Below are 22,086 nucleotides of genomic sequence, written 5' to 3' on the forward strand. Positions count from 1 at the left end.
ACGCCGTAGCAGTCTATAGCAGCAATGCGTAAGTCCTTGTGTCAAACCAATCAGACGAACAGAAAACCCAGCATTCTACCTTATGCCTGCTCCTTCTCCATTGAGTCCGCGCACTCCCGATATGTCCGAGATGCCCGATGCGTCTGGCAAGGCGCGTAAGCGATCCGCACCTGTTGCAGCCCCTGACGCCAAGCCCAAGAGCGCAGCCAGACTCGCTGTGAATAAGTTAGCTGACAAGTTCGCCAAACTCGGTCTACGCTCAGAGATGGATTTTGTCCTGCATCTGCCGATGCGCTATGAGGACGAGACGGCAATCACCAGCATGCATGACGCTAGTTTTCGCGGTGGCAGTATGGTACAAATTGAAGGCGTCGTGACGGACTGCGACATTCAATATCGGCCGCGCCGGCAATTGGTCGTCACGATTGCGGATGAGACAGCGCAAGTGGTACTGCGCTTTTTAAACTTCTATGGCAGCCAGACCAAGCAAATGGCGGTTGGCATGCGGGTACGGGCACGTGGCGAATTACGCCACGGCTTCTTCGGTGCCGAAATGGTGCATCCAAGCTACAAGATGGTCAACGAGGGCGCACCGCTGCCCACGGCGCTGACGCCGGTCTATCCTGCTGGTGAAGGCGTGTCGCAAACCATGCTGCGTAAGGCGATTGCAACTGCGCTGACCAAGGTGCAATGGCAAGACACACTGTCGCCCGCCTTGCTCGCAGAATTACAGCTGGAGGGCTTTGAGGCTTCCGTCCGCTTGCTACACAATCCCCCGCCCGATGCCGATCAGCATAGTTTGATCGAGCATGAGCATCCGGCCTGGCAGCGGATGAAGTTTGATGAACTGCTGGCGCAGCAACTCTCCTTAAAACGGGCACAGGCAACTCGCCGAGCAAAAGGCGCTACGGCATTGCCCGTAGTTGGTGAACTCTGCAATGCGTTTTTGATGACGCTGCCCTTCACACTCACCGGCGCCCAAGAACGCGTACTGGCAGAAATCCGCAGCGACCTGAAACAGAGTTTCCCTATGCAGCGCCTGCTGCAGGGTGATGTCGGCAGCGGCAAAACTATTGTCGCCGCGCTGGCTGCAGCGCAAGCGATTGATAGCGGTTATCAGGCCGCGTTGATGGCACCGACCGAGATTCTGGCGGATCAGCATTTTCGTAAGATCGCTGCGTGGCTAGAACCATTAGGCGTCAAAACTGCATGGCTGACCGGTAGCCTGAAGAAAAAAGACAAAGAAAAAGCCCAAGCCCTGATCGCCTCCGGAGAAGCGCAACTCGTGATCGGTACACATGCCCTGATTCAGGATGCGGTGCAATTTTTTAATCTCGGTCTGGCCATCGTCGATGAGCAACATCGCTTCGGTGTTGCACAGCGGCTCACGCTGCGCAATAAAGCACAGGCCGGAAAAATCCCGCATCAGCTCATGATGTCTGCCACGCCGATTCCGCGCACCCTGGCAATGACTTATTACGCAGATCTGGAAGTGTCGGTGATTGATGAGTTACCACCGGGACGCACACCGATCGTGACCCGTGTCGTCGATCAGAACCGGCGCGACGAAGTCATTGAGCGCGTACATGCAGCAGCGCAAGATGGCAAGCAAGTGTATTGGGTATGCCCGCTGATCGAAGAATCCGAAACCCTGCAATTGCAAACAGCCACCGATACCCATGCGATGCTGAGTGCCGCACTGCCCGATCTGCGGGTAGGCCTGGTACATGGCCGCTTAAAACAGACGGAGAAGCAGGCCGTGATGGATGCATTTACCAGGAATGAAGTGCAGGTGCTGGTCGCGACCACCGTGATTGAGGTCGGTGTCGATGTGCCGAACGCCAGCCTGATGGTAATTGAACATGCCGAGCGTTTCGGCCTGTCACAACTGCATCAATTACGTGGTCGTGTCGGTCGCGGCGCCGCCGCCAGCGTGTGTTTGCTGCTCTATCTGGGGCCACTTGGCGGCACGGCGAAACAACGCCTGATGACCATGCGCGAAAGTACCGATGGTTTTGAAATCGCCAGAAAAGATCTGGAGTTACGCGGCCCTGGAGAATTCCTCGGCGCACGCCAGTCGGGGGAGGCCATGCTACGCTTCGCCAATCTGGAAACCGATCAGTGGCTGGTCGAAAAAGCGCGCAATCTGGCCATCGATTTACTCCAGCACGACGCCGCGACGGTCGACGCCCATCTGCAACGCTGGATGGGGAATAAAGAAGAATTTTTACGGGTTTGATTGTTTATTTTCGGTGAAAACGCAACACATCACGTCCCTCTCATGCGCGCAGGAGAAAAGTGAAAAGCTAGTACTGATCAACCACTACCCACCAACAACTATTTTACAAACTACAAACACATAAAAAATTTGCCATGCATACCATCATCAACGCCGACCTGCACAATCCCCAGCATGCAAACGACCTCGTCATGCTGCTCAATGCCTATGCATCCGACCGCATGGGCGGCAGTGATCCGCTGTCAGCATTTGCTATCGCCAACTTGATTCCCGAGTTGCAAAAACGATCGAATGTGTATGCGGTACTTGCCTATGTCGACGGGCAAGCCGCTGGCTTCAGTATTTGTTTTGAAGGATTTTCGACTTTTGCGTGCAAGCCTTTGCTGAATATTCATGACCTCGGTGTACTGGATGAATTTCGCGGTCTGGGGTTATCCAAACTGATCCTGAACCACATCGAACAAATTGCCCTTGAGCGCGGATGTTGCAAAATGACACTGGAAGTCCTGGAAGGGAATCATCTGGCGAAAGGTATCTATCAAACGCTCGGTTTCGCCGGATATGAACTGGATCCGGCAATGGGAGGTGCAATCATGATGCAAAAAAAATTAGCGAGCTAAGCCATTTTAGTCATCAAATTAAAATAGAATAGTTGTACTTTTTTATTTCAACTTTACTTCTCTCACTCTTTCTTTTCACTCTTTCTTAATAGGTAAAACATGACGATCGACTTCAAAGGCCGTGTGGCCATCGTGACAGGTGCTGGTGGTGGTTTGGGTCGTGAACATGCGCTGGCTTTGGCCAAACGCGGCGCCAAAGTCGTGGTCAATGATCTCGGAGGCGCGCGCGACGGTTCTGGCGGCTCATCCGCCGCTGCAATGGCCGTGGTTGAAGAAATTATACAAGCCGGTGGGGAAGCGATTGCCAACGGCGCCTCCGTCACAGATTTCGTCGCGGTACAGGCCATGGTCAAACAAGCGATGGATACCTGGGGTCGGGTCGATATCCTGATTAATAATGCGGGCATCCTGCGCGATAAGAGTTTCGCCAAGATGGAACTGGATGATTTCAAAATGGTGGTCGATGTACATCTGATGGGGGCCGTCAATTGCTGCAAAGCTGTCTGGCCCATCATGACGGAACAAAAATACGGTCGCATTGTCATGACGACCTCCTCCTCCGGTTTGTACGGCAACTTCGGTCAATCAAATTACGGCGCGGCGAAACTGGCGCTGGTTGGCCTGATGCAAACCCTGTCATTAGAAGGTGCGAAAAACGATATTCGCGTCAACAGTCTGGCACCGACCGCCGCAACCCGCATGACAGAGAGCCTGTTCCCGGAAGCGATGCTGCAAGCCCTGCAACCGTCCGATGTCGTCCCGGCGATGCTGGTTCTGGCAGCAGAAAGTGCGCCGACCCGCACCATCCTGTGCGCCGGTGCAGGCAGCTTTGAGGCGGCACATATCACGCTGACACAAGGTGCATGGATCGGTCGTGGCGACGATGCACCAGAGCGTCTGGCAGCCCAACTGGCCGAGATCAAAAACCGCGACGGCGAAATCGTACCGGAAAGCGGCACAGCCCAAGGTCATGCAGAGCTCACTCGCGCAATGAGCAAAATGTAAGTCTGGATCGAGATCTTCTGACCGGGTACCGTCATGACATCATCCGGGATTGTCCGTAAGGACGTGAGAGGATGGCGGTGCGTTTGTCGAGCTGGTTCTTGGCGTGGTTGACGCGGCATGGCAAACCATACATAAAGAAACACATAAAAGTTTAACCAGCAATACACCGTCGATGCTCAGATAGCACCTTGGGTATGCATGATAGACAAATTCGGATAAGTGTTCATGCACTATCATGGGCACTTATTTCATTTGTTTCGGAACCGATCAACACCCATAATTGCGTAAAAAATCGCGGTATTTTTTGCCTTTTAAACAAGTTAAAAAATTTAATACTCCCCTGCAGTACTCATCAATTTATGCCTTTAGTCGCATTATTTGCATAGCGATTTTAAAATACTCCCCCTATTTTTACTGTTTTAGACAAAACATGATGATGCACTTGCTGACGCTGGCAAAAGTCTGTGCCACACTAGCAACATGACACTCACAGAATTAAAATACATCGTTGCAGTAGCCCGCCAAAAGCACTTTGGTCATGCGGCAGAAGCTTGTTTTGTCGCGCAGCCGACCTTGTCCGTCGCCATTAAAAAACTTGAAGAAGAACTGGGCGTCACTATTTTTGAACGCGGCGGCACTGAAGTGTCGACGACCCCGCTGGGGGCGCAGATTGTTGCCCAGGCCGAGCGCGTCCTGGAACAAACCGCGGCCATCAAAGAAATCGCCAAACAGAATAAAGATCCGCTGGCAGGTCCATTCCGCCTCGGTGTGATTTACACGATAGGACCGTATTTATTGCCCACGCTGGTCAAGACCATGATCAGGCAAGTGCCGCAAATGCCGCTGATATTGCAAGAAAATTTCACGGTCAAACTGATGGAACTATTGCGCCAAGGTGAACTGGACGCCGCGATCATGGCGTTGCCCTTACCTGATCAGGGCATGATGGTGCAAGCACTCTACGATGAGCCTTTTGTAGTTGCCACGCCACGCGATCATATCTGGGCCAACCGTACCGAAGTCTCTACCGAAGAGCTGAAATCCGAAACGATGCTGTTGCTCGGCAATGGCCATTGCTTCCGTGATCAAGTACTCGAAGTCTGTCCAGAAATGGCACGCTTCTCCACTGCGGGTGACGGCATTGCACGCAGCTTTGAAGGCTCATCTTTAGAAACAATCCGCCATATGGTCGCCTCAGGTATCGGCATCACCGTTCTGCCTATGGCGTCGGTACCTGATCTGGATACCAAAGACGGTATGCTGCGCTATCTCCCTTTCAGTGCGCCCGTGCCCAACCGTCGTGTGGTCATCGCGTGGCGCAAGAGCTTTACCCGTCAGGCAGCAATCGAGGCGATCCGGCAAGCCGTGCTGGCTTGCGATTTGCCAGGTGTGTCGATGCTTGACGAAGCTGCCAGCGCACAATAATCTCCGTATTAGATTGTCGATATTCGGTCTGTGTCCGCGCCTTAATCGTGCATTGACCGGGTATTGATCAAACACCGGTGAAGATTCATAAAATATGAATCAGCCATCTGGCACACAAAAACAAAATAGGCTCTGGCTAACTCAAGCATCAACGGCATTTGCTTAGCAGGAAATTTTCTTTTTTCTATTTCTTCAATATCTGAAACTCATGGCCTGGCTCATCTTATTCATCGCTGGTTTGCTTGAAGTCGTGTGGGCGATCGGACTGAAATACACGGACAATTTTTCTCGCCTGTGGCCATCAATAGGAACAGTTGCTGCAATGGCCGCCAGTGTCTGGCTTCTTTCCATCGCGATGAAAACTCTGCCGGTCGGAACCGCCTATGCCGTATGGACGGGCATTGGTGCAGTTGGCACTGTCATCCTGGGCATCATCCTGTTTGGCGATCCCGCAACAGCAACGCGTCTGATCTGCATGGGACTGATCATCGCCGGCATCGCTGGTCTGAAATTTTTGTAATATTCCGCAACGGATACCATCAATGTCATCGATTTTATTCAGCACTGCACGTCTGGACTTGCACACATTGACGCCTGAGGATGCTCCGGTGCTGAAAGATTTTTTGGTAAAAAACCGCGCGCACCTCGCGCCCTGGGAGCCGGTCAGAGAGGAAAGCTTTTTTAGCCTGGAACAATGTCAGCAAAGACTAACCAGCAACTGGCTCAGCATGGAATCAGGACAAGCCGTGTTCCTCGCCATTTTCAAAAAAAATGATTCCGCAATGATCGGCGCCTGTAACTTCAACAACATCGTGCGCGGTATTTTTCAAGCCTGTCATCTCGGCTACGCAATGGCAGCACAGTACGAAGGTCAGGGCTATATGACCGAGGCTTTGCAAGCAGCGATTCAACACATGTTCACCCAACAAGGTCTGCACCGCATCATGGCAAACCATATGCCGGAAAATAAGCGCAGCGCTGCCGTTCTGCAAAGATTAGGCTTCGAACGCGAGGGGCTAGCAAAATCGTATTTGAAAATCAATGGCGCCTGGCGCGACCATGTGTTGAATTCTCTGGTGAATAACCAGAATACATAAAATATCACTCTAATGATGGTGTAAGTGCCGACCGTCAACCTGACTTCTTCGATAATACGGCTATACTCGCTGCATTTTTGATTGATCAATCACAGAGACTTCTTTACCTAACCACTCTCTGCTCAATGCAAATGAAAGTCGCCTTCATCATGTTACTACCTCGTGGTTTAGCGCTATGTTGTGCGCTGTTTTTATTCGCCCCTCCATTTGCCGCAGCGGATACATCGTTTATATCAGACGATGTGGAATCACTTACGTCAGCATCGGACACCGGCATCCCACCATCGAGACCTAAAATAGCACTGGTCTTGTCTGGAGGCGGTGCACGTGGATTTGCACATATCGGCGTGCTGCGTGCTTTACGCGCACAACGTGTGCCGGTTGATATTATCGTCGGCACTAGTATGGGGGCGGTGGTTGGCGGTGCTTATGCCGCGGGACGCTCGGTCAGTGAGCTGGAGCAAATCGTCCGTGATACGGCTTGGGATCGAGTACTGGCTGACCGGCCAGCACGCTACGATCTGGATTTCCGCCGCAAAGAAGAAGACATATTATTGCCATCACGGATAGAACTCGCCGTTACAAAAAACGGCTTCTCTTTACCTCCCGCTGCTGCAGGTAATGCCGCACTGGAGCATGCATTGACCCGCCTGCTACCGCAAGGAATGCGTGACCGGCCTATTAATCAGCTTGGTCTGCCGTTTCGTTCAGTCGCTTCAGATTTGCTAACGGGAGAGTTAGTCGAGATGCGCGATACACCATTGTTCCTTAGCATGCGGGCCTCGCTGGCAGTACCGGGCGTATTTGCTCCCGTGCGCTTACATCAGCGTCTGGTCGTCGACGGCGGACTAGTCAGTAATTTGCCCGTGGAACTGGCGCGGGCGATGGGTGCCGATGTGGTGATCGCGGTCAACGTCGGCACGCCTTTAGCAAAAGAGAATGAGATCAGCAGCGCCTTCGGCGTTGCCCAACAAATGCTGCAAATCCTGACCGAGCAAAACGTACAGCGCTCGATCAAGGAATTATCCGGTAAAGATATTTTGATCGCACCGGATTTATCGGGTATCAGTTTTCTGGACTTTGGTCAGCATGACCGAGCGATCCAGGCAGGCGAAACTGCTGCGCTCACCATGTCAGATAAGCTGAAACATCTTAGCGTCAGTGCTGAGCAATACGCAGTGATAGATCAACACAGACTGGAAGCCAGCAATGATGAGCAAGGTAGCACGAAACCATTGCCCATCGCCAAAATCGACGTCCAGGGAAATCAATATATCAATCCGATTACCCTGATCACACAAACAGGATTGCAGGCAGGTCAGACACTGACATCCGACCAGATTCGCCAGGCCACAACACGTTTGTATGGTCGCGGCGATATTGATAATATCGAAACCGACATCACGGATATCGATGGCCAGAGAAATGTCGTGATCAAACCGACAGAATCGAAATCCAGTCGTAACCGTTTACGCTTTGGACTGGAATTAGCCAGTGATTTTGCGGATGACAATCGCTTTGCGCTAAGCATGATGCATGTCGCCTCTTCGCTGAATAGCTATGGAGCAGAATTACGTACTGTCGCAAAACTCGGCAGTCAACGACAGCTCGGCACACAGTTATGGCAACCGCTGGGGGATAGTTCGCCCTGGTACCTGGCGCCATCAATCGAATTTGGCGGTACAGCAATTGATCTGTTCCAGCAAGGCAAAAAGGTATTCCGTGTGAATGCACAGAACAGCAGCGGTACGATCGTCCTCGGGAGGCAATTTGATCACTGGGGCGATTTACAAATCGGTGTCAGCCGTCGTTTCGGTAAATACAATGTCATCCTTCCTGAGACTTCAGCAGCACCAAGCGCCCGCTATTATGATACGACGCAATTCGTACAGTTCCGCATCGACACACTCGATTCACTGGCCTTTCCTGTACGGGGCAATCTTGTCACCGCCTTGTGGGAGCGTTCGCCAAGCAAAGGCGTTGGCGAACCCTCACTGGCACGTTCATCTCTGACAGGTTTGTCGGCATTCCAGGCCGGAGACTGGGCTGGTCATATCTATGGCGAATGGTCACGCTCACAACGCGGCCTGGCACCTAGTAGTCTCGGTGGTTTTTTACGTTTATCAGGAACGACGGCGGATTCACTGGATGGCAATTCTGTCCTGCTGGGACGCGTGGTCGTCGCTCGCCGCGTCGGTGATATGCCAACGACTGTGGGTGGGGCCATTCGATTGGGATTTTCAGCGGAACTGGGCGGTGGATTTGGCACCGACCAAGCACTGCGATTCGGTAATCTGAAGCAGGCGGGCAGTGCCTTTATTTCCATGGATACCCGCTTTGGCCCTCTGTACTTTGGTGCCGGTGCAACACGCGGCGGCAACTCAACTGCCTACCTTTTCCTGGGACCGGTCTGGTAAAAAATATGGTGCATCTCTATCAAGCAGCTATTTAGCCGCGACTTTAGATGCAGCAATCGTATGAACACGGCCTGCGGTGCTTGCCTCCTGGCGACGCAGCGCCGTAAAGGCTGAGAACTCCCAGGACCGGAATCCGAGCAGCAGGGTAAAACCATCGCGCTCTTCCGCTTGCAGCCGGCGATCATCCTGATGCAAGCGCGCCAGCTCGGCAACCAGTTGCTGGATTTTTTGTACCACCTCTTGCGCGCTGCCAGATGATAAACGGGCCGGTACACAGAGCACGGTTTCACCGTGACCGTCAAACCGTCCGTCGAAAAAATCACTGACAACGTGTTCGCGGAAATACGCCTGCACCGGCCCGTCAGGACGCCAGTGAAAAGCGCTGGATACATTCAGGCGATAGCGATTATGCGGACGTAGTTCGATCAGCTCCAGTCGATCCAGTGCGACCAGATGCAACACACACTCGGCCTCTGACAAATGGTAAGTCTCGACAATTTGCTCCAGAGTCCAATGACCGAGACAACAAATCGCAACCAGCAATAACTTAGGATCCGCCATCAGAGAACGCTCTTGCGCCAGGCTCAGATTATCGGAATGCGGTGTGACATCTGCCGCTTGCCGCAACACGTCTTCCAGCGCGATCCCTGCTGCTTTGCAGATCGATGCGAGCCGAGATAACGCCATGTCCTTTTGCGCAAACATACGCTTCATGCTGGACTCGCTCATACCAATACGTTCCGCCAATACTTTGTAGGTGACACCGGCAGCACGTAATTCGGTACGCAGCACTTGCAAGACTAATTCTGGTGAACTCATGATCGCCCTATTTCAGTTCAATTTTGATAAATAGTACCGCAAATCAGTACCAAAAATTCCAACTATCAGGTCTTCGAACAATTTTCTGGTACGTCCACATAATCTTTGCAACACTGCGCTCCAAGGTCGGGCAGCACTCAATACGGCGACGACCGCGGTTCATTTTTTGGGTGCAGCATCAATCCTGCTCACCACATTTCACTTCTATTGAGGCTCTTATGTTCAAAATAAAATCTTTCCTGACAGCGGTAATTGCAACAGTGTTTGCGGGTGCTGCGGCGACCAGTGCAATGGCTGCCGACAATATTCCGGCCCAGGCAGAGACCTATGCAGGTATCAATTTCGCTGCGCAAGCCAAGTACGATCTCAGTTGTCTGGGTACCAGCAGCTGTGACACCAAGGCAAAATCCAGCGGCAAAATTTATGCAGGCTATATGACTGCACCAACGATGTTTGAAGGGGTCAATGTGTCTCAGGGGGCAGAGCTGATGTATTACAAAGTCGGCAGCGCGGTATCGACCTATCCGTCCACTTTATCAACCGCTAGCCCAGAGACTGTCTTACGCAGTACAGAAGGATTAGGCGCTTCCTATGTTCTGCAAGCGAACTTCAATGACTTCTCCCTGAACGGCCGTGCAGGTATTGCCTATACCCGCAACAAGACAAATTATTCTGATATCAGCGGCACCACAACGGACAAAGCATTCATCGTTCCGGTATTTGGTTTGGGTGTGCGTTACTCACTGGCGAAAAATATCACCTTGAACGCTGATTATGATCGCTTGCCAAATAAATTTGGCGGTGACAAGGGTGTCATCAACATGCTGTCGCTGGGCGTGGGCTACAAGTTCTAAACGTAACTTTACGATGTAAAAAACTATCCTGACTTCATCGACACTCAGATTAACCAGGTCGGGATAGTTTTGTTATCACACATTCTTTGCACAATTTTGCACTAAGTCACGATCATTAATCGTCTGTCATTCGTCTTTCGTTCACCTGACATTAATGAGCGCTGCTGATGGAGAGTATCTGATGCATACCATGACAAAATTCACACTGTACTCATTGATAGGCAGCGTCGCAGTTCTTGCCTTCGCAGTGGGATTATTCGCCGCCAAATTAAGCAGCCATCATCACGACAGCCGGACTAAAATCCAGGCCTCGTTTGATGTAACAGACAGTATTAAAACCGATGGCAAAGACAAAGAAAGCAAGTCAGTTCAGCGTTACAGAATTTTGACCTGAATACAATCAGGTCACCTAGACTAGCCAAGTCGCTTCTTTGTCGTCGCATCAAACCAATGCATGGTATCTGCGGCAAAGCCGGCACTAGTGCGCTGACCAGCCTGAACCGGTGTGCCAACGGGTGTACGGATAACGACAGCCTGTCCGCCACATTGACCGTGTACGAGCAAGTCAGCCCCCAGACTTTCTACCAGTTCAACATCGCATGGCAATCCCGGCATTCCTATAAACAAATGTTCAGGCCGTACTCCAAGAATTAATTCTCTGTTCGCAATCCGTTCTGCCTCAGCCTGCAATACCGGCAAATTGACAATCGTACTTCCCCACTGCATCTGACGGCCATCTTCACTGATGTTGCCCGTGATTAAATTCATCGGCGGCGACCCGATAAAACTGGCAACAAACGTGGTCGCGGGCTGGCTATACACTTCTGCGGGTGTCCCGATCTGCTCGGCGATGCCAGCATTCATCACGATCATGCGCTGACCTAAAGTCATTGCCTCGACCTGATCGTGTGTAACATACAAACTTGTCGTCCCCAGCGTGCGGTGGAGTTTCTGTATTTCTAAACGCATCTGCACACGCAACTTCGCGTCAAGATTCGACAAAGGTTCATCAAATAAAAATACTGCAGGCTCGCGTACAATCGCTCTCCCCATCGCAACTCGCTGACGCTGGCCGCCCGACAATTGGCGCGGAGTTCTTTGTAACAGTTCACCCAGCTCTAAAATCTTGGCGGCTTTTTGTACCCGCAACTCAATATCCGCCTTAGAAAAACCGCGTATCTTCAAACCGTATGCCATGTTTTGATACACCGTCATATGCGGATACAAAGCATAGTTCTGGAATACCATCGCGATATCTCTATCCTTCGGTTCCAGCTCATTCACGACTCGATCACCGATGATCACATCACCTTCAGAAATTTCCTCCAGACCAGCGACCATGCGCAGCAAGGTTGATTTACCACAGCCCGATGGTCCCACCATCACAATGAATTCGCCGTGCGCAATATCAATCGAAATACCGTGAATGACAGCAACCGATTTATCACCTTTCCCATAGGTCTTTTTAACGTTTTTTAAGTGAACTTGTGCCATATCTCGTTATTGTTAAATTATTCTCGAATTGTTTTTGACTAATTTCCGGCTTATTTTCGGTGCACTCACGACTATCACTCCGGACTTCTATTTTTCAGAATCAACCAGGCCTTTTACAAACCATTTTTGCATGATCACAATCACCAGGCCTGGCGGCAACATGGCGAGCAGCAAGGTCGCCATGACCAGATTCCATTCGACCGCCGCATCACCACCCGCAATCATACGTTTGATACCAATGCCAATCGGGTACATGCTCTGCTCTGTCGATACCAGTAACGGCCAAAGGTATTGATTCCAGCCATAGATAAACATAATGACAAACAAGGCAATCAGATTAGTTCGTGACAATGGCCATAACACGTCTTTAAAGAAGCGCAGCGGGCCTGCGCCGTCTATCCTTGCGGCTTCCGCCAGCTCTTCTGGCACTGTCAGAAAAAACTGCCGGAATAAAAAAGTCGCCGTCGCCGACGCAATTAAGGGAATCGTCAAACCTGCGTAAGAATTCAACATCGACAAATCCGACACGACTTTATAGGTAGGCGAAATACGCACTTCAACCGGCAACATTAAGGTGACGAAAATCATCCAAAAAAACAAAGTGCGTCCCGGAAAACGAAAATACACAAGTGCAAATGCAGACAACATCGAAATCGATATTTTGCCCAACGCAATCAGCAGCGCCGAGACCAGACTCACCCACATCATACGAGCGACGGGACTGGTCGCCACATTGCCGGACGCCCCCGAATTCAAGACCGCCGACAGGTTATGAAATAACTGATCACCGGGAATCAATGACATCGGTGCCAGGGCAGACTGCTCTGCTGTCTGACTACTCGCAACCAATGCAACATAAATAGGGAAAGCGACAAATGCCACACCCAATATCAGCACCAGATGGCTGAAGAAATCCAATAAAGGACGGCGCTCTATCATGAGTACTGCACTTTCTTTTCAACATATTTGAACTGAATGACCGTCAGGACGATCACAATCGTCATCAGTATCACGGATTGCGCGGCAGCGCTGCCAAGATCACCACCTTTAAAGCCATCATTGAAGACACGGTACACAAGAATTTCGGTATCTTTACCCGGTCCGCCTTGCGTCGTTGCCTCAACAATCGCGAAGGTATCAAAAAATGCATAAACGATATTCACCACGAGCAAAAAAAACGAAGTCGGCGACAACAGCGGGAACACGATCGTCGCAAACCGTTTCACTGGTCCGGCACCGTCAATGGCGGCAGCCTCAATCAAGGATTTAGGGATCGACTGCAGACCCGCCAGGAAGAACAGGAAGTTATAACTAATCTGTTTCCAGACCGCAGCGAGAACCACCAGAATCATCGCGTGCTGACCATTGAGGAGACTATCCCATTCGATCCCAAAATGACGCAGCGCATGGGCGAGTATGCCCAATGTCGGGTTCAGCAAAAACATCCAGAGTACGCCGACCACTACCGGAGAAACAGCATAGGGCCAGATCAGGAAGGTTTTATAAATCGCAGCGCCTTTGACGACACGATCAGCAAATACAGCCAGTACCAGGGAAATGCTCAGTCCCAGACTCGCAACGAGAACTGAGAACAGCGCAGTCGTTTTAAACGACGCCAGATAACTGGGATCTGCAAATAAAATATTGAAATTATCCAACCAGACAAATTGCGTAGACATGCCAAAGGCATCCTGGAGCAAAACAGACTGATATAAAGCCTGCACTGCTGGCCAGAAAAAAAATAAGATCGTAATAATGATCTGCGGCGCGACCAGCACATAAGGCAGCCAGGCGGAGCGAAATCGGGCGCGTTTTTCCAAACTGCTTCCTAAAAAAATTTTACTCAAATTAAAGTGTCGACTTACCACGACTCTGAAAACAGGAGTTTACTGATCTAGTTTCGGCCAAATCTTAGTGACGATGACCGGAATAAAAGTGAACAAGAGGCTAGGAATTCCTTGCATTGCTCCTAAAATAAGCAACACAGTAGCGAGTTCGGCTCGGATATTATGAACGGGTATAAATTCTCTTATAGACAAATAGCACGATACAGTCACAATGATTCCAATTGCGTGGATCGTTAATAAGAACCATTTTTTTGCTCTAATATCATTGAAACCCTTTTTATTTATTCGCTTTTTCGAAACGCTCTAACAAATCATTACCGCGTGCAACGGCAGTGTCCAGAGCATCCTTCGCGGTTTTTTTACCGGCCCAGACAGACTCCAGCTCTTCGTCCATGATGGTGCGGATCTGGACAAAATTACCGAGACGGATACCGCGCGATTTTTCTGTAGTTTTGACGATCATTTGCTGTACTGCGACATTCGGACCCGGTGTTTTATCATAAAAACCCGATTTTTTTGTCAGCTCGTAAGCGGCATTGGTAATGGGCAGATAGCCGGTTTCCTGATGCCATTTCGCCTGCACTTCCGGTTGCGACAGGAATTTATAAAACTTCGCAACCCCTTTGTATTCATCGTTCTTTTTACCGCTCATGGTCCATAGTGATGCGCCGCCGATGATGGTATTTTGCGGTGCACCTGTAGCATCTGAGTAGTACGGCAGCGGTGCGACTGCGAATTTGAATTTGGCGTTTTTGCTGACATTGCCATAAGCAGAACTCGATGAGGTCAGCATGCCACATTCGCCTGAATAGAATTTTGCTTCCGGCTCATTCTTGCGTCCGGCGTAGGTGAAGTAGCCTTGCTTCGCCCAATTTGCCATGTTCTCAATATGCTTCACATGTAAGGGACTATTGAATTTCAACCGCGCGTCCAGTCCGCCAAAACCATTGCCTTTTGATGCAAACTCTACATTGTGCCAGGCAGAGAAACTTTCCAGATGTACCCAGGTCTGCCAGCCCGTTGTAAAGCCACACTTCTCTCCGTTTGCCTTTAAGCGAGCCGCAGCAGCGACAACTTCCTGCCAGGTTGATGGCGCCTTGTTGGGATCCATGCCTGCTTTGGCGAACATATCCTTGTTGTAATAGAACACTGTCGTTGAACTATTAAATGGAAAGGACACCATCTCCCCTTTCGGCGAGGTGTAATAACCGGCAACGGCGGGAATGTATACCGAGGCGTCGAATTTTTCTCCCGCGAGTTTCATAACTTCCGAGACCGGCTTGATCGCCCCTTTGGAATACATCATGGTTGCAGTACCTACCTCAAATACTTGCAGGACATGTGGCGCATTACCGGCACGATAAGCCGCAATGGCAGCGGCCATTGCCTCGTCATAGCTACCTTTGTAGACCGCGACGACCTTATAGTCAGACTGACTTTTATTAAACTGCTCAGCTAGTCCGTTGACCCGCTCACCCAAAGCACCTGTCATCGAATGCCACCAGCTGATCTCAGTCACCGCATAGGCAGAACTGGAGAACGCACTCATTGCCAGGAGCGCCAAGGCCGCGCTGTATTTGACACTGCATGTTAATTTTGTAGAGGTGAATTTCATGGATATCTCACTTTATGATTATTCTGAACAGGCTGATCAATTTTTTAGAGCGTATAAGGCAGATGTAGCTGCTCTTATTTTACGGATGAATTATGACGACTGCGCTACGATAGCATTGTCAGTGTTGCCATGTATAGATAGCCCTTATAATTTCATTTTTTAGTACTGCTCTTTTAGCGTGTGAAAAATCTGCATCTGAGCAAAGGTACGCATAACCATAAAAATAGAACTGCATGATATTTCAACGAATCCAACTGTATTTCCAGCTAGTCCGCCTTGATAAGCCGATCGGTATCTTGCTATTGCTATGGCCAACACTCGCCGCGCTCTGGATTGCCTCGGATGGCAAACCGGACTGGCGCTTAGTGCTCGTTTTTAGCTTAGGCACGGTGCTGATGCGCTCTGCCGGATGCGCAATCAACGACTTTGCTGACCGTGATTTTGATAAATACGTCAAACGTACAGCCGAGCGCCCTATTACCAGCGGTAAAATTGCCGGATGGGAAGCCGTGATGGTAGCCGTGCTGCTGTCTCTGGTCTCTTTTTTTCTGATCCTGCCTTTGAATACGCTGACCAGACAACTTTCGGTATTGGCGGTACTGATCGCCGCTAGCTATCCGTATTTCAAACGGTTTTTTGCGATACCCCAGGCTTATCTCGGCATTGCGTTTGGCTTCGGTATTCCGATGGGATTTGCCGCAATTCAAAACACCGTACCGGCGATTGCCTGGATCTTGTTGATCGCGAATATTTTCTGGGCGGTTGCGTATGACACGGAATATGCGATGGTCGACAGAGATGATGATCTGAAGATCGGAATCCGCACTTCGGCCATTACTTTCGGTAGCTATGATGTGCTGGCAGTCATGCTGTGCTACCTGATTAGTTTTACCCTGATTCTGTTTGTCGGATGGCAGCAGGGACTGCGTTATTACTTTCTGACAGGATTGATCATTGCCTGCGCTTTCGCGGCATATCACTACACTTTAATCCGCAATAGAGAGCGCATGGCTTGTTTTAAGGCGTTTCGCCACAATAACTGGTTAGGAGCGGTTATTTTTGCTGGTATCGCACTGGACTATGCATTAAAGTAATTTACAGGATGCCAGCGCAACCACTCAGAAGCTTACTTAGCGATGATTTGATTTCTCGCAAGCCTAGGCCTAAAGCAATTCCCTAGACTGTCTTTAGCAATTGTTCCAATTCACTCTTGAAAGGAAACACCATGAGCTCAGCAGAACAACATAAAGAAAAATTGATGCACGATTTAAATCAGGTCATCAGGGATGCAGAAGATCTATTGAAAAATTCCGAGCAGCAAGCTGGTGAAGGCTACAAGTCAGCAAAAGCCCGGTTTGAGCACACCTTAAAAAATGCTAAAGCCGAAGTCACACGCTTAGAAGAAGCCGTCGTCACCAAGGCAAAAGACGCCGCCCACGCAACGGACGTCTATGTTAAAGAAAATCCATGGCAGTCTGCCGGTATCGCGGCAGGCGTAGGTTTGCTGGTCGGACTGCTTATCGGTCGTAAATAAGCAATGGCCATCGTTGATTCCGTCGCCCGTTTAGCCGCCACGCTGATTGGTATTCTGCATACCCGGCTGGAATTAATCTCGGTAGAGGTAGAGGAAGAACTTGCTCGTTTTTTCTCTTACTTATTATGGTCGCTGGTCGCTTTGTTTTGTGCAGGTGTTGCAGTTTTGTTGCTGATACTGCTCCTGATCGCCGCCTTCTGGGACAGCTACCGTATGGCGGTTCTGCTCTCCCTGCTGGCAGTATTTTCAGGTGCGGCGATTGGTCTTGGATGGTGGTTACGACAAAATATGCTGACCAAACCCAGATTATTAGCCAGCACCCTGGCAGAGCTGCGTAAAGATGCATCCGCTTTACGCGGTAGTAGCACAACAGATGAATCGCTCTGATCGCCATGCCTAAACTGAGTCAACAACTCGCAGAACGCCACCGGCAACTACTGGCGCAAACTCAGGTTCAGCGCGAAGTGATCGCCGGACATGGGCGACAGATCAAGCAATCCCTGCAATTTGCGGATCTCGGTCTGCAGGTTGCAAAGCAGATCAGAAAGCAGCCTGCGTTAGGGATTGGCTTTGCAGTTGCGACACTGATCGTCACGCCTCGCCGTATGTGGAGACTACTCAAAACAGGACTGATTGCCTGGAACATCTGGCAAAATCTTGCCCCTGTTTTGAAAAATTCGTCTCACCCTAAGCAAGATTAAAGCTGAGACATCATCAGCTCTGAGCCCCGAATTCATCCCCTAATTCCTTACCGCGGGCGGCAGCAGCTTTGACTGCCTGCATGATTGCGGCCTTCACGCCATGATCTTCCATACTGCTCAGTGCCGCATAGGTTGTACCGCCTTTAGATGTCACTCTCTCACGCAATACAGCAACTGGGTCTGTTGATTTCAAAGCGAGCTGAGTCGCACCGTCAAAGGTCGCCATTGCCAATTGCATCGCCTGCTCTGCCGGCAACCCCAATTCCAGCGCAGCCTGCTGCATCGCCTCGATAAAATAAAATACATAGGCCGGACCACTCCCCGAAACAGCAGTCACCGCATCAATCAAAGATTCATCGTCCAGCCACACCGTCGATCCCACGGCTTGCATAATGTGATCGGCAGCCTCTCTTTGCTCAGGCAAGACACTGCTGGTCGCATACAAACCTGTCACGCCTTTGCCAATCAGTGCAGGCGTATTCGGCATACTGCGGACAATTTTGTGATAGCCGTTTAACCAGCGAGCAATATCCACCGAACGGATACCTGCGGCGATAGACAGAATCAATTGGGCCGACACATAGGGCACAAGCGCTTCTGCAACTTGTCTGAGCTGCTGAGGCTTTACCGACAAAATGATGATGTCAGTCTTTTCAATACTGGCATCAATCTGCAATGCCGTACTGACACCGAACTGCTTAGCCAGTTTATCAAGCGATTCCTGATAAGGATCGACCACATGCACATACTCTGGCGCGGTTACTTCAGGTAATAAACCGCCGATCAGGGCGGTCGCCATATTGCCACCACCGATAAATGCTATTTTCAATTTACTTTGCATATGCTCTTTTTCCAAAAATTGCCGATCCTATTCGTACCATCGTGCTGCCTTCGGCAATCGCCGCGTGCCTGTCAGCGCTCATGCCCATCGATAATGTGTCTAACGTGATTCCTGACGGGAGCAAAGCAGTCTGAATTTTTTCCTGTAGTTCGCGCAATTCGCGAAACGGCTGGCTCTGGTGCAGCTCATCCTCCGTCGCCTCAGGTACCGCCATCAGCCCCCGCAAGCGCAAGTGCGGCAATTGTGCGATATGCTGCGCTAGTGCAAGCGCTTCATCTGGCATGACGCCGCTTTTACTGGATTCACAGCTAATATTCACTTGCAGGCAAATATTCAAGGGAGGTTTGCTCGCAGGACGCTGCTCGGACAGACGGTTGGCAATTTTATCCCGGTCAACAGAGTGTACCCAATCAAAATGCTCTGCAATCTGGCGAGTCTTGTTACTTTGAATCGGCCCGATAAAGTGCCATTCAAGCAACAAATCCGGTCTCAGGCTGTGCACTAGCTGCATTTTCTCAAGGGCTTCCTGCAGATAATTCTCGCCAAAGGCGCTCTGCCCGGTGCTGGCAGCATCAATAACCGCCTGAGCATCAAAAGTCTTAGAGACGGCGAGCAGCGCAATCCGTTGCGGGTCGCGACCGCAGGCTAAGGCAGCTGCACGTAAATCATCACGCACGGCTTGCAAGTTGCTTGATATTAAGGACATAATCGAGATACTTGATTTTGCAACCTAGCTGGGATCAGATTAAGGCAAAAAATCCCGCCAAGGTTACATAAGTTGTAGGTTCATCAGTGCGATTGCATCAGAGTTCTGTGCACGCCACCGCAAATTATTTCATCACCGGAATTATAAATGGACATTTCAGAACTCCTCGCGTTCTCAGTAAAGAACAATGCATCCGATTTACATCTGTCATCTGGCTTACCACCTATGATACGTGTGCATGGTGACGTGCGACGGATTAATTTGCCACCACTTGAGCATAAAGATGTCCATGGTTTGATCTACGACATTATGAATGACTCCCAGCGTAAAGCCTATGAAGAAACGCTGGAGTGCGATTTCTCGTTTTCCATCCCGGGCCTGGCACGCTTCCGGGTGAATGCATTTAATCAGGAACGTGGCGCGGCCGCTGTGATGCGTACCATTCCATCCAAGATTCTCAGTCTGGAACAGTTAAACACACCCCGCATCTTTGCTGAACTCTCGCTCAAGCCAAGAGGACTGGTGCTGGTAACAGGACCAACTGGCTCCGGTAAATCTACGACGCTGGCAGCGATGGTGAATCACGTCAATGAAAATGAATACGGTCATATTCTGACGGTCGAAGATCCTATCGAATTTGTCCATGAGTCAAAAAAATGCCTGATCAATCAACGTGAAGTCGGACCTCATACTATGTCATTCAACAATGCGCTGCGCTCAGCGCTGCGTGAAGATCCTGACGTTATTCTGGTCGGTGAGTTGCGTGATCTGGAAACGATCCGTCTCGCCCTGACTGCCGCCGAAACCGGTCACCTTGTATTCGGCACCTTGCACACCTCGTCCGCTGCTAAAACCATTGATCGTATCGTCGACGTATTCCCGGCAGAAGAAAAAGAAATGGTACGTTCGATGTTGTCTGAGTCACTGCAGGCTGTCATTTCGCAAACTCTGCTCAAGACCAAAGACGGTACAGGCCGGGTCGCAGCACATGAGATCATGCTAGGCACACCGGCGATCCGAAACCTGATCCGCGAAGCAAAAATTGCGCAGATGTATTCCGCCATCCAGACCGGTAGCAATATGGGAATGCAGACACTTGATCAAAATCTGACAGAACTGGTCAAGCGCAATGTGATCTCCGTCGGAACCGCAAGAGCCGCAGCAAAAACACCGGACAACTTCCCAGGCTAATAGCCAGAAAAGCCCTCCGGCTACCTAGTTTGAATTAAGGACGTACTACGATGGAACGCGATCAGGCTACCAAATTTATGCATGACTTACTGCGCTTGATGCTCAGTAAAAATGGCTCCGATTTATTTATCACGGCAGAGTTTCCTCCTGCGTTTAAAATCGATGGCAAGGTCACACCGGTATCGAATCAACCGCTGACATCGGCGCATACCATTGATCTGGCACGCGCGATCATGAACGACAAGCAAGCAGCCGAATTCGAATCAACCAAAGAATGTAACTTTGCGATCAATCCGGCCGGGATGGGACGTTTTCGTGTTTCCGCATTCATGCAACAAGGCCGGGTCGGTCTGGTACTGCGTACGATTACGACAGCAATTCCGAGCATGGAAGAACTTGGCTTGCCAGTTCATCTGAAAGATATCGCCATGACCAAGCGTGGTCTGGTCATCATGGTCGGTGCCACTGGCTCCGGCAAATCAACGTCGCTGGCGGCAATGCTGGGCTATCGCAATGCGAATAGCTACGGCCATATCATTACCATTGAAGATCCGATTGAATATGTGCATCCACATGGTAACTGTATCATCACCCAACGTGAAGTTGGCATCGATACCGAAGACTGGGGTGCCGCGCTGAAAAATTCGTTGCGTCAAGCACCGGATGTGATTCAGATCGGTGAGATCCGTGACCGTGAAACCATGGATTTTGCGATTGCATTTGCAGAGACCGGCCATCTTTGCCTGGCCACTCTGCATGCGAACAGCTCCAACCAGGCGCTGGATCGTATTATCAACTTCTTCCCGGAAGAACGTCGTGCGCAGTTACTGATGGATTTGTCGCTGAACTTAAAAGCGGTTATTTCTCAGCGCCTGATCCCGCTACGTGGCAAAAAGGGTCGCTGTGCAGCGATTGAAATCATGCTGAACTCACCCTTGGTCTCTGACCTGATTTTCAAGGGCGATGTCCACGAGATTAAAGAGATCATGAAAAAATCTCGCGAAATCGGTATGCAAACCTTTGACCAGGCGCTGTTTGATCTGCACGAAGCCGACCTGATCACCTACGAAGATGCTTTACGCAATGCCGACTCTGTCAATGAATTGCGTCTGGCAATTATGCTCAAAGGTAAAGAAGCGAAAAACCGTGACCTCAGCGCAGGCACATCACATTTAGGAATTGTATGAGCGTACTCGACTTTAATGCAGATAACCTGCAAGGCCAGCCTGTAGATCTGAAGCAATACCAGGGCAAAGTGCTGTTAATCGTGAATACGGCCAGTAATTGCGGCTTTACTCCGCAGTACAAAGGACTGGAAGCCGTCTATCAGCAGTTTCGCGACAAAGGTGTCGAAGTGCTTGGATTTCCCTGTAATCAGTTCGGCCATCAGGAGCCGGGGACAGCGGATGAAATCGGCGCATTTTGCGAGAAAAATTATGGCGTTACATTTCCCTTGTTTGCCAAGATCGACGTGAACGGTAAGGATGCACATCCTCTGTATCAATATCTGAAATCCAAAGCACCTGGCTTGTTGGGCAGTGAAGCGATCAAATGGAATTTCACTAAATTTCTGATCAAAAAAGACGGCACGGTTTATAACCGCTATGCACCGCTAACAACACCGGCAGAACTGATTGCTGACATCGAAAAGCTGCTGGCAGAATAAACGTCGATCAACAAA

At 50.3% G+C, this 22,086-nt stretch carries 23 protein-coding genes; 16 read left to right on the top strand and 7 right to left on the bottom strand.

Annotation, left to right across the window (positions count from 1 at the left end):
- Positions 1-121 precede the first annotated feature (121 nt).
- The 7 genes from recG (at position 122) to ACO0K4_RS05420 (ending at position 8,803) form a co-directional block, all read left to right on the top strand.
- Positions 122-2,239, top strand: a complete 2,118-nt coding sequence (gene recG, locus ACO0K4_RS05390; protein ID WP_422955861.1) for an ATP-dependent DNA helicase RecG — start codon at positions 122-124, stop codon at positions 2,237-2,239.
- A 134-nt stretch (positions 2,240-2,373) separates the two neighbouring features.
- Complete coding sequence (locus ACO0K4_RS05395) at positions 2,374-2,859, top strand: GNAT family N-acetyltransferase (protein ID WP_422955598.1); 486 nt, start codon at positions 2,374-2,376, stop codon at positions 2,857-2,859.
- A gap of 99 nt (positions 2,860-2,958) precedes the next feature.
- Positions 2,959-3,864 carry an SDR family NAD(P)-dependent oxidoreductase gene (locus tag ACO0K4_RS05400; protein ID WP_422955599.1) on the top strand — a complete coding sequence of 302 codons (906 nt, stop codon included), beginning with the start codon at positions 2,959-2,961 and terminating at the stop codon, positions 3,862-3,864.
- A 480-nt stretch (positions 3,865-4,344) separates the two neighbouring features.
- Positions 4,345-5,289 carry a hydrogen peroxide-inducible genes activator gene (locus ACO0K4_RS05405; protein ID WP_422955600.1) on the top strand — a complete coding sequence of 315 codons (945 nt, stop codon included), beginning with the start codon at positions 4,345-4,347 and terminating at the stop codon, positions 5,287-5,289.
- A gap of 208 nt (positions 5,290-5,497) precedes the next feature.
- Positions 5,498-5,809: a quaternary ammonium compound efflux SMR transporter SugE gene (sugE, locus tag ACO0K4_RS05410; RefSeq protein ID WP_422955601.1), complete on the top strand. Its 312-nt coding sequence runs from the start codon at positions 5,498-5,500 to the stop codon at positions 5,807-5,809.
- Positions 5,810-5,831: 22 nt separating this feature from the next.
- On the top strand, positions 5,832-6,386 hold the full coding sequence (rimJ, locus tag ACO0K4_RS05415; protein WP_422955602.1) for a ribosomal protein S5-alanine N-acetyltransferase: 555 nt from the start codon (positions 5,832-5,834) through the stop codon (positions 6,384-6,386).
- Between the two features lie 149 nt (positions 6,387-6,535).
- Positions 6,536-8,803, top strand: coding sequence for a patatin-like phospholipase family protein (locus tag ACO0K4_RS05420; protein WP_422955603.1), 2,268 nt, complete (start codon positions 6,536-6,538; stop codon positions 8,801-8,803).
- A gap of 27 nt (positions 8,804-8,830) precedes the next feature.
- Here the strand turns inward: ACO0K4_RS05420 and ACO0K4_RS05425 are convergent, their stop codons facing one another.
- Positions 8,831-9,622 (bottom strand): helix-turn-helix domain-containing protein, encoded by a 792-nt coding sequence (locus ACO0K4_RS05425; protein WP_422955604.1) that lies wholly within the window; start codon positions 9,620-9,622, stop codon positions 8,831-8,833.
- Positions 9,623-9,840: 218 nt separating this feature from the next.
- Here ACO0K4_RS05425 and ACO0K4_RS05430 point away from each other — a divergent pair, with 218 nt between their 5' ends.
- Both ACO0K4_RS05430 and ACO0K4_RS05435 read left to right on the top strand, forming a co-directional pair.
- Entirely contained in the window at positions 9,841-10,476 is a 636-nt protein-coding gene (locus ACO0K4_RS05430; RefSeq protein WP_422955605.1) for an outer membrane beta-barrel protein, read from the top strand.
- 181 nt (positions 10,477-10,657) lie between these two features.
- Entirely contained in the window at positions 10,658-10,870 is a 213-nt protein-coding gene (locus ACO0K4_RS05435) for a hypothetical protein (RefSeq protein WP_422955606.1), read from the top strand.
- Between the two features lie 20 nt (positions 10,871-10,890).
- Here ACO0K4_RS05435 and ACO0K4_RS05440 read toward each other — a convergent pair whose 3' ends face one another.
- From ACO0K4_RS05440 to ugpB, 4 genes are all read right to left on the bottom strand, one after another.
- A complete protein-coding gene (locus ACO0K4_RS05440) occupies positions 10,891-11,970 on the bottom strand; it encodes a sn-glycerol-3-phosphate import ATP-binding protein UgpC (protein ID WP_422955607.1) in 1,080 nt (359 codons plus the stop codon).
- An 87-nt stretch (positions 11,971-12,057) separates the two neighbouring features.
- Positions 12,058-12,909, bottom strand: a complete 852-nt coding sequence (ugpE, locus tag ACO0K4_RS05445) for a sn-glycerol-3-phosphate ABC transporter permease UgpE (RefSeq protein WP_422955608.1) — start codon at positions 12,907-12,909, stop codon at positions 12,058-12,060.
- The gene (gene ugpA / locus ACO0K4_RS05450; protein WP_422955609.1) at positions 12,906-13,790 is read right to left on the bottom strand and encodes a sn-glycerol-3-phosphate ABC transporter permease UgpA; all 885 of its coding nucleotides are present in this window, start codon (positions 13,788-13,790) and stop codon (positions 12,906-12,908) included. Before ugpA ends, ugpE begins: the two co-directional genes overlap by 4 nt.
- Before the next feature lie 304 nt (positions 13,791-14,094).
- The gene (gene ugpB / locus ACO0K4_RS05455; RefSeq protein WP_422955610.1) at positions 14,095-15,432 is read right to left on the bottom strand and encodes a sn-glycerol-3-phosphate ABC transporter substrate-binding protein UgpB; all 1,338 of its coding nucleotides are present in this window, start codon (positions 15,430-15,432) and stop codon (positions 14,095-14,097) included.
- A gap of 233 nt (positions 15,433-15,665) precedes the next feature.
- Here ugpB and ubiA point away from each other — a divergent pair, with 233 nt between their 5' ends.
- The 4 genes from ubiA to ACO0K4_RS05475 all read left to right on the top strand — a co-directional run bounded on the left by ubiA (position 15,666) and on the right by ACO0K4_RS05475 (position 17,667).
- Positions 15,666-16,526, top strand: coding sequence for a 4-hydroxybenzoate octaprenyltransferase (gene ubiA / locus ACO0K4_RS05460; protein ID WP_422955611.1), 861 nt, complete (start codon positions 15,666-15,668; stop codon positions 16,524-16,526).
- A gap of 131 nt (positions 16,527-16,657) precedes the next feature.
- Positions 16,658-16,966 carry a DUF883 family protein gene (locus ACO0K4_RS05465; protein WP_422955612.1) on the top strand — a complete coding sequence of 103 codons (309 nt, stop codon included), beginning with the start codon at positions 16,658-16,660 and terminating at the stop codon, positions 16,964-16,966.
- Positions 16,967-16,969: 3 nt separating this feature from the next.
- Positions 16,970-17,353 (top strand): phage holin family protein, encoded by a 384-nt coding sequence (locus ACO0K4_RS05470; RefSeq protein ID WP_422955613.1) that lies wholly within the window; start codon positions 16,970-16,972, stop codon positions 17,351-17,353.
- 5 nt (positions 17,354-17,358) lie between these two features.
- Positions 17,359-17,667, top strand: coding sequence for a YqjK-like family protein (locus tag ACO0K4_RS05475; protein ID WP_422955614.1), 309 nt, complete (start codon positions 17,359-17,361; stop codon positions 17,665-17,667).
- A gap of 13 nt (positions 17,668-17,680) precedes the next feature.
- Here the strand turns inward: ACO0K4_RS05475 and proC are convergent, their stop codons facing one another.
- A complete protein-coding gene (proC, locus tag ACO0K4_RS05480; RefSeq protein WP_422955615.1) occupies positions 17,681-18,508 on the bottom strand; it encodes a pyrroline-5-carboxylate reductase in 828 nt (275 codons plus the stop codon).
- Complete coding sequence (locus ACO0K4_RS05485) at positions 18,498-19,214, bottom strand: YggS family pyridoxal phosphate-dependent enzyme (RefSeq protein ID WP_422955616.1); 717 nt, start codon at positions 19,212-19,214, stop codon at positions 18,498-18,500. Before ACO0K4_RS05485 ends, proC begins: the two co-directional genes overlap by 11 nt.
- 147 nt (positions 19,215-19,361) lie before the next feature.
- Between ACO0K4_RS05485 and ACO0K4_RS05490 the strand changes: the two genes are divergently transcribed.
- Genes ACO0K4_RS05490 through ACO0K4_RS05500 form a run of 3 tightly spaced genes read left to right on the top strand, consistent with a single transcriptional unit; the run spans position 19,362 to position 22,071 of the window.
- Positions 19,362-20,405 (top strand): type IV pilus twitching motility protein PilT, encoded by a 1,044-nt coding sequence (locus ACO0K4_RS05490; protein WP_422955617.1) that lies wholly within the window; start codon positions 19,362-19,364, stop codon positions 20,403-20,405.
- 50 nt (positions 20,406-20,455) lie between these two features.
- Complete coding sequence (locus ACO0K4_RS05495; RefSeq protein WP_422955618.1) at positions 20,456-21,592, top strand: PilT/PilU family type 4a pilus ATPase; 1,137 nt, start codon at positions 20,456-20,458, stop codon at positions 21,590-21,592.
- Positions 21,589-22,071 (top strand): glutathione peroxidase, encoded by a 483-nt coding sequence (locus ACO0K4_RS05500; RefSeq protein ID WP_422955619.1) that lies wholly within the window; start codon positions 21,589-21,591, stop codon positions 22,069-22,071. The genes ACO0K4_RS05495 and ACO0K4_RS05500 overlap by 4 nt, the downstream gene beginning before the upstream one ends.
- Positions 22,072-22,086 lie beyond the last annotated feature (15 nt).

This window comes from Undibacterium sp. RuTC16W, assembly GCF_049339445.1.
Lineage (GTDB): Bacteria > Pseudomonadota > Gammaproteobacteria > Burkholderiales > Burkholderiaceae_D > Undibacterium.

Excerpts from the sequence above, each read along its gene's own strand:
- recG (WP_422955861.1), top strand. The coding sequence starts at position 122 with ATGTCCGAGATGCCCGATGCGTCTGGCAAGGCGCGTAAGCGATCCGCA.
- ACO0K4_RS05395 (WP_422955598.1), top strand. The coding sequence starts at position 2,374 with ATGCATACCATCATCAACGCCGACCTGCACAATCCCCAGCATGCAAAC.
- ACO0K4_RS05400 (WP_422955599.1), top strand. The coding sequence starts at position 2,959 with ATGACGATCGACTTCAAAGGCCGTGTGGCCATCGTGACAGGTGCTGGT.
- ACO0K4_RS05405 (WP_422955600.1), top strand. The coding sequence starts at position 4,345 with ATGACACTCACAGAATTAAAATACATCGTTGCAGTAGCCCGCCAAAAG.
- sugE (WP_422955601.1), top strand. The coding sequence starts at position 5,498 with ATGGCCTGGCTCATCTTATTCATCGCTGGTTTGCTTGAAGTCGTGTGG.
- rimJ (WP_422955602.1), top strand. The coding sequence starts at position 5,832 with ATGTCATCGATTTTATTCAGCACTGCACGTCTGGACTTGCACACATTG.
- ACO0K4_RS05420 (WP_422955603.1), top strand. The coding sequence starts at position 6,536 with ATGTTACTACCTCGTGGTTTAGCGCTATGTTGTGCGCTGTTTTTATTC.
- ACO0K4_RS05425 (WP_422955604.1), bottom strand. The coding sequence starts at position 9,622 with ATGAGTTCACCAGAATTAGTCTTGCAAGTGCTGCGTACCGAATTACGT.
- ACO0K4_RS05430 (WP_422955605.1), top strand. The coding sequence starts at position 9,841 with ATGTTCAAAATAAAATCTTTCCTGACAGCGGTAATTGCAACAGTGTTT.
- ACO0K4_RS05435 (WP_422955606.1), top strand. The coding sequence starts at position 10,658 with ATGCATACCATGACAAAATTCACACTGTACTCATTGATAGGCAGCGTC.
- ACO0K4_RS05440 (WP_422955607.1), bottom strand. The coding sequence starts at position 11,970 with ATGGCACAAGTTCACTTAAAAAACGTTAAAAAGACCTATGGGAAAGGT.
- ugpE (WP_422955608.1), bottom strand. The coding sequence starts at position 12,909 with ATGATAGAGCGCCGTCCTTTATTGGATTTCTTCAGCCATCTGGTGCTG.
- ugpB (WP_422955610.1), bottom strand. The coding sequence starts at position 15,432 with ATGAAATTCACCTCTACAAAATTAACATGCAGTGTCAAATACAGCGCG.
- ubiA (WP_422955611.1), top strand. The coding sequence starts at position 15,666 with ATGATATTTCAACGAATCCAACTGTATTTCCAGCTAGTCCGCCTTGAT.
- ACO0K4_RS05465 (WP_422955612.1), top strand. The coding sequence starts at position 16,658 with ATGAGCTCAGCAGAACAACATAAAGAAAAATTGATGCACGATTTAAAT.
- ACO0K4_RS05470 (WP_422955613.1), top strand. The coding sequence starts at position 16,970 with ATGGCCATCGTTGATTCCGTCGCCCGTTTAGCCGCCACGCTGATTGGT.
- ACO0K4_RS05475 (WP_422955614.1), top strand. The coding sequence starts at position 17,359 with ATGCCTAAACTGAGTCAACAACTCGCAGAACGCCACCGGCAACTACTG.
- proC (WP_422955615.1), bottom strand. The coding sequence starts at position 18,508 with ATGCAAAGTAAATTGAAAATAGCATTTATCGGTGGTGGCAATATGGCG.
- ACO0K4_RS05485 (WP_422955616.1), bottom strand. The coding sequence starts at position 19,214 with ATGTCCTTAATATCAAGCAACTTGCAAGCCGTGCGTGATGATTTACGT.
- ACO0K4_RS05490 (WP_422955617.1), top strand. The coding sequence starts at position 19,362 with ATGGACATTTCAGAACTCCTCGCGTTCTCAGTAAAGAACAATGCATCC.
- ACO0K4_RS05495 (WP_422955618.1), top strand. The coding sequence starts at position 20,456 with ATGGAACGCGATCAGGCTACCAAATTTATGCATGACTTACTGCGCTTG.
- ACO0K4_RS05500 (WP_422955619.1), top strand. The coding sequence starts at position 21,589 with ATGAGCGTACTCGACTTTAATGCAGATAACCTGCAAGGCCAGCCTGTA.